Source organism: Amycolatopsis sp. FDAARGOS 1241 (assembly GCF_016889705.1).
GTDB lineage: Bacteria > Actinomycetota > Actinomycetes > Mycobacteriales > Pseudonocardiaceae > Amycolatopsis.
The window spans coordinates 6,399,560-6,414,273 of record NZ_CP069526.1 but is presented as its reverse complement, the minus strand read 5'-3'; the positions used below and the strand labels follow the sequence as shown (position 1 = coordinate 6,414,273).

Sequence of the window (14,714 nt, the reverse complement as noted above, 5' to 3'; positions counted from 1 at the left end):
AAAGCTCGTGGCCACCACCAACGACCTGAAGAACGGGCTCGTCCTCAACCTGGACGGCCAGCTGTGGACCGTCACCGCGTTCCAGCACGTCAAGCCGGGCAAGGGCGGTGCGTTCGTGCGCACCACGCTCAAGCACGTGCTGAGCGGGAAGGTCGTCGACAAGACCTTCAACGCCGGCACGAAGGTCGAAACGGCCACCGTGGACCGCCGGAACATGACCTACCTGTACAAGGACGGTCAGGACTTCGTGTTCATGGACGGCGACACCTACGACCAGATCACGGTCCCGGCCGAGGTCGTGGGCGACAACGCCAACTACATGCTCGAGAACACCGAGGTCCAGGTCGCGGTGCACGAGAACGAGCCGCTGTACGTGGAGCTCCCGACCTCGGTCGAGATCCTCATCCAGCACACCGACCCGGGCCTGCAGGGCGACCGCTCCACCGGCGGCACCAAGCCGGCGACGCTCGAGACCGGAGCGGAGATCCAGGTCCCGCTGTTCGTCTCGACCGGCGAGAAGATCAAGGTCGACACCCGCGACGGCCGGTACCTCGGCCGCGTCTCCGGCTGATGGCGGACAAGCAGAAACCGCACCCCAACCGCGGCGGCCCGATCAGCCGGCGGCAGGCCCGGCGGCGTGCCGTCGAGATCCTGTACGAGGCCTCCCAGCGCGGCACCGACGCGGTCACCCTCCTGGCCGATCGCGTCGGTTCCGTCGAGGTCGACCCGATCGCCGACTACACGATCGCGGTGGTCGAGGGAGTCACGGCGCACCGCGAGCAGATCGACGAGCTGCTCGCCGAGCACTCCCAAGGCTGGACGCTGGAGCGCATGCCGCCCGTCGACCTGGCCGTGCTGCGCGTGGGCGTCTACGAGATGCTCTGGTCCTCGGACGTGCCGGACCCGGTCGCCATCGACGAGGCCGTGGGCCTCGCGAAGGAACTCTCGACGGACGACTCGCCCCGCTTCGTCAACGGTGTGCTCGGCCGCATCGGCACCATCGCGGACCGGCTCCGGGCCGTGCTCTAGGTGTACTGACCCGTGAGGTTGGGTACGCGGCTGGCGGGTGGTTGGGCGGCGAGTGCGGTGTGTCCGCGGTGGTGGTTGTAGGTGTGCAGCCAGTGTGACGGGGCGGCTCGTCGTTCGGTGTCGGTGCGGTAGGGCTGGTGGTAGGCCCACTCCTCGTGCAGGGTGCGGTTGAAGCGTTCCACTTTCCGTTGGGTCGCGGTCGGTAGGGCCGGGTGCGTTTGGGTGTGATGCCCGCGTCGCGCAGCGTGTCGCGCCGCAGGTGTGAGCGGTAGCAGGAGCCGTTGCGTTCCTAAGGGATGTCAAGCCGCTTGGTGGGGTTTAGCGTGGGTGTTGGACGGGCCGGTCGATGGAGCGCTTGGCGACTTCTTGTTTCGCTGGCCCGTCCCCACTCCGGTTGTCCTGTGTGATCGGCGAATGTCTTCCGGAACGGTGTATCGCTGGGCGATGATGTCGCCGGCTTGGATCGCGGTGACGGGTGTGCCGTTGACGTCGCGCAGCTGGTAGGGCGTGTGGTTTTTCCAGCATGATGCGATGCGGGTCAGCAGGGTGGTTGCGATGTGGCAGAGCGCAGAGTTGTGGTGCTTGCCGGCTTCGACCATCAGCCGGTGATACTTCGCGGCCAAGGTGGGGTCGTGGCGGCGCGCCTGGCTGGCGGCCATGAACAATGCTTCGCGGAGCAGGGCGTCGCCGCGTTTGGTCGGGCCGCCGTGGCTGCCGGAGACGCCGGACGCGTTCAGCGACGGAATAAGGCCGCTGAAACCGCGGACTGCTGCCAAGGACGAGAACCGGTTGACGTTGCCGAGCCGTCCGAGAATGACTGCCCCGGTCACGGGTCCGACGCCGGGCGCGGAGGTGATGAGCCCTTCGGGGTCACGTTCGGCGACCAGGACGGCGATACGTTCGTCGACATCTTTGATTTCATCGGTGATCGCCAGCGCGAGGCGGGCTTCGACGGCGATGTCGTCGGCCAGCTCGGCAAAGGCCAGTTCCTCGCCCCACAATTCGGTGGTCGCGGCGGCTGCGGCCAGGACCCTGTCGGCTTCCGGGTCGCCCCAGGCGCCGCGGGAGTGCCGGTAGAAGAATCGGGCCAACCGCGCACGGCCGAGGCGACGGACGGCGTGTGGGTCGGCGTAGCCGGCGGCGAGGAACCGCAGCGGAGTCTTGTTCGCCAGATCGCCGCTGAGGGCGGCATGCCAGTCCGGTCCCAGGATCTCCAGCAGCGCATCGAGCCGGGCGAGGCCGGCGGTGCGGCGCTGGACCAGCGTGGAGTGCAGTTTCGTCGCGCGCCGCAGCGGATCGCCCGGCCCCGTGCCCCGCTCGGGATGGAGTCCTTCGGGGTGCAGCAACGGCAGCCGGGCCAGCAGGACCGAGTCCATCCGGTCGCTCTTGGTGTGTTTGGCGTAGTAGGCGCGCAGATCCGCCGACCGCTCTGCGGACACCAGCACCACCGTCGCGCCCCGTCGGCGAAACCACGCGGCCAACGGAACCCACGCGTTGCGGGTCGGCTCCATCACGACCGTCACCTCCGCAGCCGTGACGCCGTCGGGCAGCCGTGCCCACAACCGATCCAGTTCCTCGCTGCGGGTGCGGAAACGGTGCCCGGACCAGAGCACGCGTCCCTGCTCGTCGGCCATGCTGGCTTGGTGCTGCGCGCGGACCGCGAGGTCGATGCCCATCCGAACGATCAATGCCGGCTCCCTTGCTCGCGTGAATTCGGATCCGGCCGCCGCACCGCCGTGGGAGTCCGAGCCGCACCAGACATTCGCTAACAGGGATCCACATCCGCCTCGATCAGGACATGGTCACCGGGTTCCTAACAGGGCATCTCGAACTCCGGCAGTGGCCCCGCCCGCCAGCATGGTCAACAGGCAAGGAGTCGCGCAGCGCTCCACTCGGTCAAACAACGTTCACAGGCGGGTGCCGGACGACCCCGATCCCTCCCGCCGGCCGACGAGACAGGCTCAACGCCGCACACCCAGCTTGAATGTCGGTCAGCACCCGCGGGATGGTGAGGCCGTAGCTGGTGACGAACGCCTGCGCCCGAGTCCAGAACGCGACAGCGGTTTCTTTGGTCTCATCGGGCAGGATTTCGGTGTAGGCCAGGCGGGAGTGGTCGTCGACGGCGTTGTGCAGGTAGGCGTAGCTGTGGCCACGTTGACCGCTGTTGCGGCGTCCGGCGGCGCGGCCGAGGTCCTTGTGGCCGCCGCCGTCGGGGATGTTGCCCAGCTTCTTGATATCGACATGCACCAGATCGCCGGGCGCGGGGTGCTCGTAGCGATGGACCCGGGGCGCCGGTGGCGCGGTCCAGATGCGCCGGCCGGGCCGGCCGGTAGCGGGACAGGACCCGGTGCACCGTGGACGGGTTGAGGGTGAGCAGGTCGGCGATTCGGGCCGGTCCCCATCGGCGCAGGACCCGGACCTTGATGACCCGCCGTTCCGTCCTGGACGGGGTGTGGTTCGGGCTGGTCCGCGGGCGGCTGGACCGGTCGGCCATGCCGGCTTCGCCGAGGTCACGGTAGCGGCCGGCCCAGCGGGCAGCGGTGGAAGTCGACACCGGGAACCGTTCGGCCGCCCGGCGCAACGGCCAGCCGTCCTCGACCACGCAGCGAGCCAGGCGCAGTCGGCCGGTCGGGGTCAGGGGTGCGTTCGCGTGGGTCACGAGGGGCCTCCAGGGCAGTCGGTGCAGATGCCGCAATCCACCCCGAACCCGCAGGCCCTCCCACACACCAAAATCATCCGATCACGTGTCACCACGATCGCAACCTCCCCCGGCAGTACAGCTAGCCCGCTCTCGACACACGAAAGGCCGCGCACCCCTCGGGAGTGCGCGGCCTTCGTCGTTTCCGAAGCCGATGTGCCCCCAGGAAGCCTCACGTGTGGGGTCCGGGAGAGGCCTTCGTCACACCCCGCTCCGCTCGGGCGTCGCCCGGTGAACCGGGTTCACCGGGACGGTGACCCGGAAGCGCTAGCCCGATCGGGTAACGCGCCGGGGCGGCCGCGCGGCAGCGAGGGGACCGGCGGGGCGGCGATGATCACCGTCCGCATCCGGGCGAGGGCGCCGGCGAGTGTCCGGAGCGTGGTGAGCGTTTCCGGTGCCCCGCCGAAAACGCCCACCGCGTCGGACATCCGCCGCGCATCAGTCTTCTTTGGACGGACGAGCCTCGGGCGGCAGGACGCCCCAGTCGATGAGCTGCTCGGTGAGCTCGCCGGGGGTCATGTCGTAGATGATGGCGAGCGACCGCAGGTCCTCGGTGCGGATGGAGAGCACCTTGCCGTTGTAGTCGCCGCGCTGGCTCTGGATGGTGGCCGCGTACCGCGCGAGCGGGCCGACCTTCTCCGCGGGCAGCTGTTGCAGCCGCTCGAGGTTGATGACGATCTTCGTGGCGGGCTCGGCACCCGAGGGCACGCGGCCCTCCGGCAGCAGTTCGACCACCGGCACGCCGTAGAAGTCGGCCAGTTCGGCCAGCTTCTGGACGGTGACGGCTCGATCACCACGCTCGTACGAGCCGACGACGACGGCCTTCCAGCGGCCGCCCGACTTCTGCTCGACCCCGTGCAGGGACAGGCCCTGCTGCTGGCGGATCCCGCGGAGCTTGGCCCCGAGCGCCTTGGCGTAATCGCCCATCTGGTGGTTCTCCGTTTCCTCACCCCCACGCCGGTCGGGTTGACCGGTCAGGGGACTCCTCGAGTCGAATACTCAGAGTAATGGTTACGCATAGTTGTCACCAGGTCAAGCAGAAGGTCTTCGTACCTGGTCGCGGAGGTGGGCACACCACCCGGAAGGCTGATTGACCGCTCCTGCTACTGTCGGTGCGATTTCCCGGCACGAGCTGGGAGTCGACGTCCTTTAAGGACCCGTCCAGAGAGGCGGGGAAGGAGGTCCGCCTTGTCGTCACGTCCCCGTGGCGCGGCGGAGCCAGTCGGGGAGCGCGAGCTCCTGTCGGCCGGTGATGTCGCGCGCACCATCGCCCGGATGGCCCATCAGGTCATCGAGAAGACCGCACTCGGTGCGGGTGTTTCGGGCGACGCTTCACCCGCCGGGCACGCGCCACCGGTGCTGCTCGGCATCCCCACCCGCGGTACGCCGCTGGCCGCCCGCCTCGCCGGCAAGATCGGCGAGTTCTCCGGGGTCGTGCCCCCGTCCGGCGCCCTCGACGTCACGTTGTACCGCGATGACCTGCGACGCCGTCCGCCGCGCGCGCTCGAGCAGACCCAGCTGCCGCCCGACGGTGTCGACGACCGCGTGGTGATCCTGGTCGACGACGTGCTGTTCTCCGGCCGCACCATCCGCGCCGCCCTCGACGCGCTGCGCGACCACGGCCGCCCGCGCGCCGTGCAGCTGGCCGTGCTCGTCGACCGCGGCCACCGTGAACTGCCGATCCGCGCCGACTACGTCGGGAAGAACGTGCCCACCGCGCGGGCCGAGGGCGTGAACGTGCTGCTGTCCGAGACGGACGGCCGCGACGCGGTCCTGCTCCGCGCGCCGGAAGGAGAACCCCGGTGAAGCACCTGCTCGCCACCGACGGCCTGGACGCCGGCACCGCGACGGCCGTCCTGGACACCGCCGACGAGCTGAAGCACACGCTGCTCGGCCGGGAGGTCCGCAAGCTGCCGACGCTGCGCGGGCGCACGGTGATCACGCTGTTCTACGAGAACTCGACCCGCACGCGCGTGTCGTTCGAGATCGCCGGGAAGTGGATGAGCGCCGACGTGATCAACGTCTCGGCGTCGAGCTCCTCGGTGAACAAGGGCGAGTCGCTGCGGGACACCGCGCTCACGCTCGCCGCGGCCGGCGCCGACTGCGTGATCATCCGGCACCCGGCCTCGGGCGCGGCGCACCGGCTGTCGGGCTGGCTCGCCGAGGCCGGCACCGCGGTGGTCAACGCGGGCGACGGCACCCACGAGCACCCCACGCAGGCGCTGCTCGACGCCGCGACGCTGCGCGAGCGGCTCGGTTCGCTCAAGGACCGCCGGGTCGCGATCGTCGGCGACGTGCTGCACAGCCGCGTCGCCCGCTCGAACATCCACCTGCTCAGCACCCTCGGCGCGGAGGTGGTGCTGGTCGCGCCGCCGACGCTGCTGCCGGTGGGCGTGGAGACCCTGCCGGTCACCGTGTCGCACGACCTCGACGCCGAACTGCCGGCCGTCGACGCCGTGATGATGCTGCGCGTACAGGCCGAGCGCATGACAGGCGGGGGCCCAGGGCAGAGCTTCTTCCCGTCTTCGCGTGAGTACTCGATCGCATACGGCCTGTCGGAGCGGCGTCAACGCCTGCTGCCCGATCACGCCGTGGTGCTGCACCCGGGCCCGATGCTGCGCGGCATGGAGATCGCCTCGGCGGTCGCCGACTCGCCGTCCGCGGCCATCACCGAGCAGGTCCGCAACGGCGTGCACGTCCGCATGGCCGTCCTCTACCACCTCCTGGCCAGTGAAGGAGCCGCCGCATGACCGCCGACGCACGCACTTCCGCGGAGGCGGCGCCGAACACCGTCACCCCGCTCGTGATCAAGGGAGCCCGCCCGTACGGCGAGGGCGAGCCGGTGGACGTGCTGGTCGAGGACGGCGTGATCACGGCGATCGGCCGGTTCTCCGTGCCCGGCGACGCCGAGGTGGTCGAGGCCGGCGGACAGGTGTTGCTGCCCGGGTTCGTCGACCTGCACACCCACCTGCGCGAGCCCGGCCGCGAGGACACCGAGACGATCGAGACCGGTTCGGCGGCCGCCGCGCTCGGCGGCTACACGGCCGTGTTCGCGATGGCCAACACCGACCCGGTGGCCGACAACGCGCTGGTCACCGACCACGTGTGGCGGCGCGGGCAGGACGTGGGCCTGGTCGACGTGCACCCCGTCGGGGCCGTGACCGTCGGGCTCAAGGGCGATAAGCTCGCCGAACTCGGCACGATGGCCAAGGGCGCCGCGGCCGTGCGCGTGTTCTCCGACGACGGCGTCTGCGTGGCCGACCCGCTGCTGATGCGCCGCGCGCTGGAGTATTCGACCGCGCTCGACGCCGTGGTCGCGCAACACGCCGAGGAGCCGCGGCTCACGGTCGGCGCGCAGGCGCACGAGGGCGAGCACTCCGCGCGCCTGGGTTACCCGGGCTGGCCCGCGTCGGCCGAGGAGTCCATCGTGGCCCGCGACTGCCTGCTGGCCCAGCACGCGAAGGCGCGCCTGCACGTGTGCCACGTGTCCACCGCCGGCACCGTCGACGTGCTGCGCTGGGCCAAGGACCGCGGCACCAAGGTCTCGGCCGAGGTCACGCCGCACCACCTGCTGCTCACCGACGAGCGCCTGGCCACCTACGACCCGGTGAACAAGGTGAACCCGCCGCTGCGCACCGGCGGCGACGTGGAGAAGCTGCGCGCCGCGCTGGCCGAGGGCGTCATCGACTGCGTCGCCACGGACCACGCACCCCACGCGCCGCAGGACAAGGACACCGAGTGGAGCGTCGCGCGGCCCGGCATGCTCGGGCTGCAGACCGCGCTCTCGGTCGTCGTCCGCGCGATGGTGGAGACCGGCCTGCTCGACTGGCGCGGCGTCGCCCGCGTGCTGAGCGAGCGGCCCGCCGCCATCGGCAACCTGCCCGACCACGGCCGCCCGATCGAGGTCGGCGAGCCGGCCAACCTGACGCTCGTGGACCCGGGTGCCGAGTGGACGGTGCGCGGTGCGGAGCTCGCCAGCATCGCCGCCAACACCCCGTACGAGGGAATGCGGCTGCCCGCCGTGGTGACGGTCACCGTGCTGCGCGGGCGGATCACGGCGCGCGAAGGGAAGATCTGCTGATGGACCGGCTCCTCCTCACGCTGGGGATCGTCGTCTTCTTCCTGCTGTGCCTGTGGGGAATGTGGGTGGGCTGGCGGCGCAAGTCGCGCACGCAGAGCGTGCTCGTGCCGCCGTTCCCGGAGCTTCCCGCGGACCCCGGCGAGGTGCTCCTGGAATCCACGGGGCTCTACGTGAGCACCACCACCGCGGGCAACTGGCAGGACCGCATCGTGACCCGGGGCGCGGGCCTGCGCACCGGCGCGGTGTGGCGCCTGCACCCGGGCGGCGTCGCGGTCGAACGCGGCGGCGCCCCCGACTTCTGGATCCCGCGCGAGGCGGTCATCGGCGTCCGCCGCGATTCGCGCATCGCCGGGAAGGTGATGGGCACCGACGCGCTGCTCGTCATCACCTGGCGCCTCGGAGACACCCGGCTCGACACGGGTTTCCGCGGCGACGAGCTCGACGACTATCCACAGTGGATCGAGCAGCTTTCCCCCGACAACTCGGATCACGACATCAAGGGAGGTGCCCAGTGAGCACCGCGAACGGCACCCGCGGCCCGGCCGCGCTGGTCCTCGAGGACGGCCGGGTCTTCCGCGGCGCGGCCTACGGCGCGCGCGGGCGGACGCTCGGCGAGGCGGTGTTCTGCACCGGCATGACCGGCTACCAGGAGACCCTCACCGATCCGTCCTACCACCGGCAGATCGTGGTGCAGACCGCGCCGCAGATCGGCAACACCGGCTGGAACGACGAGGACGACGAGTCCGCCCGCATCTGGGTCTCGGGCTACGTCGTGCGCGACCCCGCGCGCACCCCGTCGAACTGGCGCGCCAAACGCGGCCTCGACGAGGAGCTGACGCGCCAGGGTGTGGTCGGCATCGCCGAGGTGGACACCCGCACGCTCACGCGCCACCTGCGCGAGCGCGGCGCGATGCGCGCCGGCGTGTTCTCCGGCGACGCGCTCGGCACCGAGGAGGAGATGGTCGCCGAGGTCCTGGCGAGCCCGCAGATGAAGGGCGCCGACCTCGCGGGCGAGGTCTCCACGGACAAGCCGTACGTGGTCGAGGCCCAGGGCGAGCGGCGCTTCCGCGTCGCCGCGCTCGACCTGGGCATCAAGTCCAACACCCCGCGCCTGCTGACGCAGCGGGGCATCGAGGTCCACGTGCTGCCCGCCGCGACCTCGGTCGAGGACCTGCTCGCCGTCGAAGCCGATGGCGTCTTCCTCTCCAACGGTCCCGGCGACCCGGCGACCACCACGCACGCGACCGAGCTGACGAAGGCGGTGCTGGAGCGCGAGATCCCGCTCTTCGGCATCTGCTTCGGCAACCAGATCCTCGGCCGCGCGCTGGGGCTGGGCACGTACAAGATGCGCTACGGCCACCGCGGCATCAACATCCCGGTGATCGACGTGGCCACCGGCCGCGTCGCGATCACGGCGCAGAACCACGGCTTCGCGCTCGAAGGCGAGCCCGGCCGGCGGTTCGAATCGCCCTACGGCGCGGCACAGATCAGCCACTACTGCCCGAACGACGACACGGTCGAGGGCGTGCGCGCCTTCGACGTGCCGGCCTTCTCGGTCCAGTACCACCCCGAAGCCGCGGCCGGCCCGCACGACGCGGCTCCGCTGTTCGACGAATTCGTGACCCTGATGGAGAAGAAGGCCTGATGCCGAAGAGGACGGACATCCAGCACGTGCTGGTGATCGGCTCCGGGCCGATCGTGATCGGGCAGGCCGCCGAGTTCGACTACTCGGGCACGCAGGCCTGCCGGGTGCTGCGCAGCGAAGGCCTGCGCGTGAGCCTGGTGAACTCGAACCCGGCCACCATCATGACCGACCCCGAGTTCGCCGACGCCACCTACATCGAGCCGGTGACCCCGGACTTCGTGGAGAAGGTCATCGCGCAGGAGCGCCCCGACGCGCTGCTGGCGACGCTGGGCGGGCAGACGGCGCTGAACTGCGCCGTCGCACTGCACGAGCGCGGGGTGCTCGAGAAGTACGGCGTGGAGCTGATCGGCGCCGACATCGACGCCATCCAGCGCGGTGAGGACCGGCAGAAGTTCAAGGACATCGTGCGCACGGTCGGCGCCGAGGTGCCGCGCAGCCGCGTGTGCCACGACATGGCCGAGGTGCGCGAGACGGTCGCCGAGCTCGGCCTGCCGGTCGTGATCCGGCCGTCGTTCACCATGGGCGGGCTCGGGTCCGGCATGGCGCACACGCCGGGGGAACTGGAGCGGCTCGCCTCCACCGGCCTCGACGAGTCGCCGGTCACCGAGGTGCTCATCGAGGAGAGCGTGCTCGGCTGGAAGGAGTACGAGCTCGAGCTGATGCGCGACAAGCACGACAACGTCGTGGTCGTCTGCTCGATCGAGAACGTCGACGCGATGGGCGTGCACACCGGCGACTCGGTCACCGTCGCGCCGACGATGACGCTCACCGACCGCGAGTACCAGGTGATGCGCGACGTCGGCATCGCCGTGCTGCGCGAGGTCGGTGTGGACACCGGCGGCTGCAACATCCAGTTCGCGATCAACCCCGCCGACGGGCGCATGGTCGTGATCGAGATGAACCCGCGCGTGTCGCGCTCGTCGGCGCTCGCGTCGAAGGCCACCGGCTTCCCGATCGCCAAGATCGCCGCGAAGCTCGCCATCGGCTACACGCTCGACGAGATCCAGAACGACATCACGGGCGAGACCCCGGCGGCGTTCGAGCCGACGCTGGACTACGTCGTGGTGAAGATCCCGCGCTTCGCCTTCGAGAAGTTCCCCGGCGCGGACCCGACGCTCACCACGACGATGAAGAGCGTCGGCGAGGCGATGTCCTTCGGGCGCAGCTTCCCCGAGGCGCTCGGCAAGGCCATGCGGTCGATCGAGACCAAGGCCACCGGCTTCTGGACCCGACCCGACCCCGAAGGCGCCACGCTGGAGTCCACTTTGGACGCATTGCGCGTGCCGCACGAGGGCCGGCTGTACGAAGTGGAGCGCGCGCTGCGCCTGGGCGCCACCGTGCAGCAGGTGCACGAGGCCAGCGGCCTCGACCCGTGGTTCATCGACCAGATCGCGCTGATCGGCGAGGTCGGCGCCGAGGTGCGCGACGCACCGGTGCTCGACGGTGGCCTGCTGCGCCGCGCTAAGCGCACGGGCCTGTCCGACCGGCAGATCGCCGCGCTGCGGCCGGAGCTCGCGGGTGAGGACGGGGTGCGCGCGCTGCGCCACCGCCTCGGGGTGCGACCGGTGTTCAAGACCGTGGACACCTGCGCGGCCGAATTCGCCGCGAACACGCCCTACCACTACTCGGCCTACGAGACCGACCCCGCGGCCCAGTCGGAGGTCGTGGCCCAGGGCGACAAGCCCAAGGTGCTGATCCTCGGCTCCGGCCCGAACCGCATCGGGCAGGGCATCGAGTTCGACTACTCGTGCGTGCACGCCGCGATCGCGTTGCGCGAGGCCGGGTTCGAGGCCGTGATGGTCAACTGCAACCCGGAGACGGTCTCCACCGACTACGACACCTCCGACCGCCTGTACTTCGAGCCGCTGTCCTTCGAGGACGTGCTCGAGGTCGTGCACGCGGAGCAGGCGTCGGGCACGGTCGCGGGCGTGATCGTGCAGCTCGGCGGTCAGACGCCACTGGGCCTGGCGCAGCGGCTCGCCGACGCCGGTGTCCCCGTCGTCGGCACCCCGCCGGAGGCGATCAACCTGGCCGAGGACCGCGGCGCGTTCGGCGAGGTCCTCGGAGACGCCGGGCTGCCCGCGCCGAAGTACGGCACGGCGACCTCGTTCGAGGGCGCGAAGCGGATCGCCGACGAGATCGGCTACCCGGTGCTCGTGCGCCCGTCGTACGTGCTCGGCGGCCGAGGCATGGAGATCGTGTACGACGAGGAGACCCTCGCCGGCTACATCCGCCGCGCCACGGAGGTCACGCCGGAGCACCCCGTGCTGGTCGACCGGTTCCTCGACGACGCGATCGAGATCGACGTCGACGCCCTCTTCGACGGCGAAGAGCTCTACCTCGGCGGCGTGATGGAGCACATCGAGGAGGCCGGCATCCACTCCGGCGACTCGTCGTGCGCGCTGCCGCCGATCACGCTCGGCGCCACCGACCTCGAGGAGGTGCGCCGCTCCACGGAGGCGATCGCCCGCGGTGTCGGCGTGCGCGGGCTGCTGAACGTGCAGTACGCCCTCAAGGACGACGTGCTGTACGTGCTGGAGGCCAACCCACGCGCCTCGCGCACGGTCCCGTTCGTCTCCAAGGCCACGGCGGTGCCGCTCGCGAAGGCGGCGGCCTTGATCATGACCGGCTCCACGATCAAGGACCTGCGCACCTCCGGGGTGCTGCCGGCCGAGGGCGACGGCGGCCGGATGCCCGCCGACTCCCCGGTGGCGGTCAAGGAGGCCGTGCTGCCGTTCCACCGCTTCCGGACCCCCGAGGGCCACGGCGTCGACTCGCTGCTGGGCCCGGAGATGAAGTCCACGGGTGAGGTCATGGGGGTGGACGTGTCCTTCGGGAAGGCGTTCGCGAAGTCGCAGAGCGGCGCGTACGGCTCGCTGCCGACCTCCGGGCGGGTCTTCGTCTCGGTGGCCAACCGCGACAAGCGCTCGATGGTCTTCCCGGTCAAGCGGCTCGCGGACCTCGGGTTCGAGATCCTCGCGACGTCCGGCACCGCGGAGGTGCTGCGGCGCAACGGGGTCGAGTGCACGGTGGTGCGCAAGCACTACGAGTCCACCACCGCGGGGACGCCCGACAACGCAGGGCCGAACATCGTCGACGTGATCCTCGCCGGCGGGGTCGACATGGTCATCAACACCCCGTACGGCAACAGCGGGCCGCGGATCGACGGCTACGAGATCCGGACGGCGGCGGTGTCGCGGGACATCCCGTGCATCACCACCGTGCAGGGCGCGGCGGCGGCCGTGCACGGCATCGAAGCGCTCATCCGGGGTGACATCGGGGTCCGGAGCCTCCAGAGCCTCCAGGCGGCGCTGAAGGCCACGACGTGAGCGCGCCCGAGCGGTTCGGGGCCAGGCTGGCCAGAGCGGTGGCGGCGCGCGGGCCGCTCTGCGCCGGCATCGACCCGCACCCGGGCCTGATCGAGTCCTGGGGCCTGCCGCTGGACGCGAGCGGGCTCGAGCGGTTCGCGCTGGGGGCCACGGAGGCGCTGGCGGCGGTCACGGCGATCGTGAAGCCGCAGTCGGCGTTCTTCGAGGCGTTCGGCCCGCCGGGGGTGGCGGTGCTGGAGCGCGTCGTCGACGCGGCCCACGACGCCGGAGCGCTCGTGCTGCTGGACGTCAAGCGCGGGGACATCGGTTCGACCATGGCGGCCTACACGGCCGCCTACGTGGCCGACAAGGCCGCGTTCACGGCCGACGCGGCCACCGTGTCGCCCTACCTCGGGTTCGGCGCCCTCGATCCCGCGGTGGCGGCCGCGACCGCGGCGGGCAACGGCCTGTTCGTGCTCGCGCGCACCTCCAACCCCGAGGCGCACGCGCTGCAGAGCGCACGGCTGCCCGACGGCCGCACGGTCGCGCAGAGTGTCGTCGACGCGGCGGCGGACCACAACGCGGGCACTGAACCCTACGGTGACGTAGGGGTGGTCGTCGGTGCCACGATCACCCCCGGCGAGCTGGATCTTTCCCGGCTCAACGGACCCGTGCTCGCGCCCGGTTTCGGCGCCCAGGGGGCAACCGTGGCGGACTTACGGGCAGTGTTCGGTCCGGACCTCCCGGGCGTGCTGCCGGCGTCCTCGCGCGACCTGCTGCGCCACGGTCCCGGCCCCGCTGCCTTGCGCCGCGCGGCCGCCGAGGTCGCGGACCTGCTGGTGCAGACACCCGAAAATGACCAATAGCAGGCCCTGGAATCGGCCTCCACCAGCCACCCCCGCATTGTGGCCCCTGCTCAAGGGTGGGTACCGTCGCGTCACCCACCCAGATTTGAGAACTACCGGAGGAAAACGTGGCACTTCCCCAGCTGACAGAGGAACAGCGTGCTGCGGCGCTGGAGAAGGCCGCCGCCGCTCGCCGCATCCGTGCTGAGCTGAAGGAGCGGCTGAAGCGGGGCGGTACCACTCTGGTCGACGTGCTGAAGCAGGCCGAGGAGAACGAAGTCCTCGGCAAGATGAAGGTTTCGGCCCTGCTCGAGGCTCTCCCCGGCGTCGGCAAGGTTCGTGCCCAGCAGACCATGGAACGACTGGAGATCGCCCCCAGCCGCAGGCTCCGCGGGCTCGGCGACCGGCAGCGCAAGGCGCTGCTGGCCGAGTTCAGCGGCGAGTGAGCGGCGTCGGTCAGGACTACCCGGTGATCCGGGGTACCGGCCGCGACGGTGAGCCGGTGGCGGGGGGAACCTCCCGCCACCGGCTCACCGTCGTCTCGGGGCCTTCCGGGGTCGGGAAGTCGAGCGTGGTGGGGGAGCTGCGCAGGCTCGAGCCGGACATCTACTTCAGCGTCTCAGTCACGACGCGGAAGCCGAGGCCCGGCGAGGTCGACGGGAGTCACTACCACTTCATCGACCGGGCGGAGTTCGACCGCATGGTCGCCGACGGGCGGCTGCTGGAGTGGGCGGAGTTCGCGGGCAACTGCTACGGCACGCCGCGCGAGCCCGTGGAACGGGCGCTGGCGGAAGGCAGGCCCGCCGTGCTGGAGATCGAACTGCAGGGCGCCCGGCAGGTCCGGGCGGCCATGCCGGAGGCCCGGCTGGTGATGCTGATGCCGCCGTCGTGGGACGAGCTGGTCGGCAGGCTCACCGGGCGCGGGACGGAGTCGGAGACCGCGGTGCAGGCCCGGCTCGCCGAGGCGGAGCGTGAGCTGGCCGCCGCGGGCGAGTTCGACGAACGGGTCGTCAACACCGACGTGCGGGCCGCTGCTCAGCGGTTGCTAGACTTGATTACCGGTGGCGACACCTCTGCCGCCGATCTTCGCAACGATACGGAGTAGCGC

General features: G+C 70.9%; 13 protein-coding genes and 2 pseudogenes. 11 read left to right on the top strand and 4 right to left on the bottom strand.

What is annotated here, in order from left to right:
• The first annotated feature begins 7 nt into the window (after positions 1 to 7).
• Positions 8 to 571, top strand: a complete 564-nt coding sequence (gene efp / locus I6J71_RS31340; protein ID WP_204090150.1) for an elongation factor P — start codon at positions 8 to 10, stop codon at positions 569 to 571.
• Positions 571 to 1,029, top strand: a complete 459-nt coding sequence (gene nusB, locus I6J71_RS31335; RefSeq protein WP_204090149.1) for a transcription antitermination factor NusB — start codon at positions 571 to 573, stop codon at positions 1,027 to 1,029. The genes efp and nusB overlap by 1 nt, the downstream gene beginning before the upstream one ends.
• Here the strand turns inward: nusB and I6J71_RS31330 are convergent.
• The 4 genes and pseudogenes from I6J71_RS31330 to I6J71_RS31315 all read right to left on the bottom strand — a co-directional run.
• Positions 1,026 to 1,312, bottom strand: a pseudogene (locus tag I6J71_RS31330) (integrase core domain-containing protein); the annotation flags it as partial. The gene nusB and the pseudogene I6J71_RS31330 sit on opposite strands and share 4 nt — an antisense overlap.
• Before the next feature lie 16 nt (positions 1,313 to 1,328).
• Positions 1,329 to 2,705, bottom strand: coding sequence for an IS110 family transposase (locus tag I6J71_RS31325; protein ID WP_204090148.1), 1,377 nt, complete (start codon positions 2,703 to 2,705; stop codon positions 1,329 to 1,331).
• Between the two features lie 310 nt (positions 2,706 to 3,015).
• A pseudogene (locus I6J71_RS31320) lies at positions 3,016 to 3,688 on the bottom strand (leucine zipper domain-containing protein); the annotation flags it as partial.
• A gap of 477 nt (positions 3,689 to 4,165) precedes the next feature.
• Entirely contained in the window at positions 4,166 to 4,654 is a 489-nt protein-coding gene (locus tag I6J71_RS31315; protein ID WP_003096372.1) for a transcriptional regulator, read from the bottom strand.
• A gap of 261 nt (positions 4,655 to 4,915) precedes the next feature.
• Between I6J71_RS31315 and pyrR the strand changes: the two genes are divergently transcribed.
• The 9 genes from pyrR (at position 4,916) to gmk (ending at position 14,711) form a co-directional block, all read left to right on the top strand.
• Positions 4,916 to 5,533 carry a bifunctional pyr operon transcriptional regulator/uracil phosphoribosyltransferase PyrR gene (gene pyrR / locus I6J71_RS31310; protein ID WP_204090146.1) on the top strand — a complete coding sequence of 206 codons (618 nt, stop codon included), beginning with the start codon at positions 4,916 to 4,918 and terminating at the stop codon, positions 5,531 to 5,533.
• Complete coding sequence (locus I6J71_RS31305) at positions 5,530 to 6,477, top strand: aspartate carbamoyltransferase catalytic subunit (RefSeq protein ID WP_204090145.1); 948 nt, start codon at positions 5,530 to 5,532, stop codon at positions 6,475 to 6,477. The genes pyrR and I6J71_RS31305 overlap by 4 nt, the downstream gene beginning before the upstream one ends.
• Complete coding sequence (locus tag I6J71_RS31300; RefSeq protein WP_204090144.1) at positions 6,474 to 7,808, top strand: dihydroorotase; 1,335 nt, start codon at positions 6,474 to 6,476, stop codon at positions 7,806 to 7,808. Before I6J71_RS31305 ends, I6J71_RS31300 begins: the two co-directional genes overlap by 4 nt.
• A complete protein-coding gene (locus tag I6J71_RS31295; protein WP_204090143.1) occupies positions 7,808 to 8,323 on the top strand; it encodes a transporter in 516 nt (171 codons plus the stop codon). Before I6J71_RS31300 ends, I6J71_RS31295 begins: the two co-directional genes overlap by 1 nt.
• Entirely contained in the window at positions 8,320 to 9,453 is a 1,134-nt protein-coding gene (gene carA / locus I6J71_RS31290) for a glutamine-hydrolyzing carbamoyl-phosphate synthase small subunit (RefSeq protein WP_204090142.1), read from the top strand. The genes I6J71_RS31295 and carA overlap by 4 nt, the downstream gene beginning before the upstream one ends.
• The gene (gene carB, locus I6J71_RS31285; RefSeq protein ID WP_204090141.1) at positions 9,453 to 12,782 is read left to right on the top strand and encodes a carbamoyl-phosphate synthase large subunit; all 3,330 of its coding nucleotides are present in this window, start codon (positions 9,453 to 9,455) and stop codon (positions 12,780 to 12,782) included. The genes carA and carB overlap by 1 nt, the downstream gene beginning before the upstream one ends.
• Positions 12,779 to 13,627, top strand: a complete 849-nt coding sequence (pyrF, locus tag I6J71_RS31280; RefSeq protein ID WP_204090140.1) for an orotidine-5'-phosphate decarboxylase — start codon at positions 12,779 to 12,781, stop codon at positions 13,625 to 13,627. The genes carB and pyrF overlap by 4 nt, the downstream gene beginning before the upstream one ends.
• Before the next feature lie 107 nt (positions 13,628 to 13,734).
• Positions 13,735 to 14,052, top strand: a complete 318-nt coding sequence (mihF, locus tag I6J71_RS31275; RefSeq protein ID WP_003096398.1) for an integration host factor, actinobacterial type — start codon at positions 13,735 to 13,737, stop codon at positions 14,050 to 14,052.
• A complete protein-coding gene (gene gmk, locus I6J71_RS31270) occupies positions 14,049 to 14,711 on the top strand; it encodes a guanylate kinase (RefSeq protein ID WP_204090139.1) in 663 nt (220 codons plus the stop codon). Before mihF ends, gmk begins: the two co-directional genes overlap by 4 nt.
• The last annotated feature ends 3 nt before the right edge of the window (positions 14,712 to 14,714 follow it).

What these genes read in the sequence shown, in the direction of transcription:
- nusB (WP_204090149.1), top strand. Translation starts at nt 571, where the DNA reads ATGGCGGACAAGCAGAAACCGCACCCCAACCGCGGCGGCCCGATCAGC.
- I6J71_RS31325 (WP_204090148.1), bottom strand. Translation starts at nt 2,705, where the DNA reads ATGGGCATCGACCTCGCGGTCCGCGCGCAGCACCAAGCCAGCATGGCC.
- carB (WP_204090141.1), top strand. Translation starts at nt 9,453, where the DNA reads ATGCCGAAGAGGACGGACATCCAGCACGTGCTGGTGATCGGCTCCGGG.
- I6J71_RS31295 (WP_204090143.1), top strand. Translation starts at nt 7,808, where the DNA reads ATGGACCGGCTCCTCCTCACGCTGGGGATCGTCGTCTTCTTCCTGCTG.
- I6J71_RS31315 (WP_003096372.1), bottom strand. Translation starts at nt 4,654, where the DNA reads ATGGGCGATTACGCCAAGGCGCTCGGGGCCAAGCTCCGCGGGATCCGC.
- I6J71_RS31300 (WP_204090144.1), top strand. Translation starts at nt 6,474, where the DNA reads ATGACCGCCGACGCACGCACTTCCGCGGAGGCGGCGCCGAACACCGTC.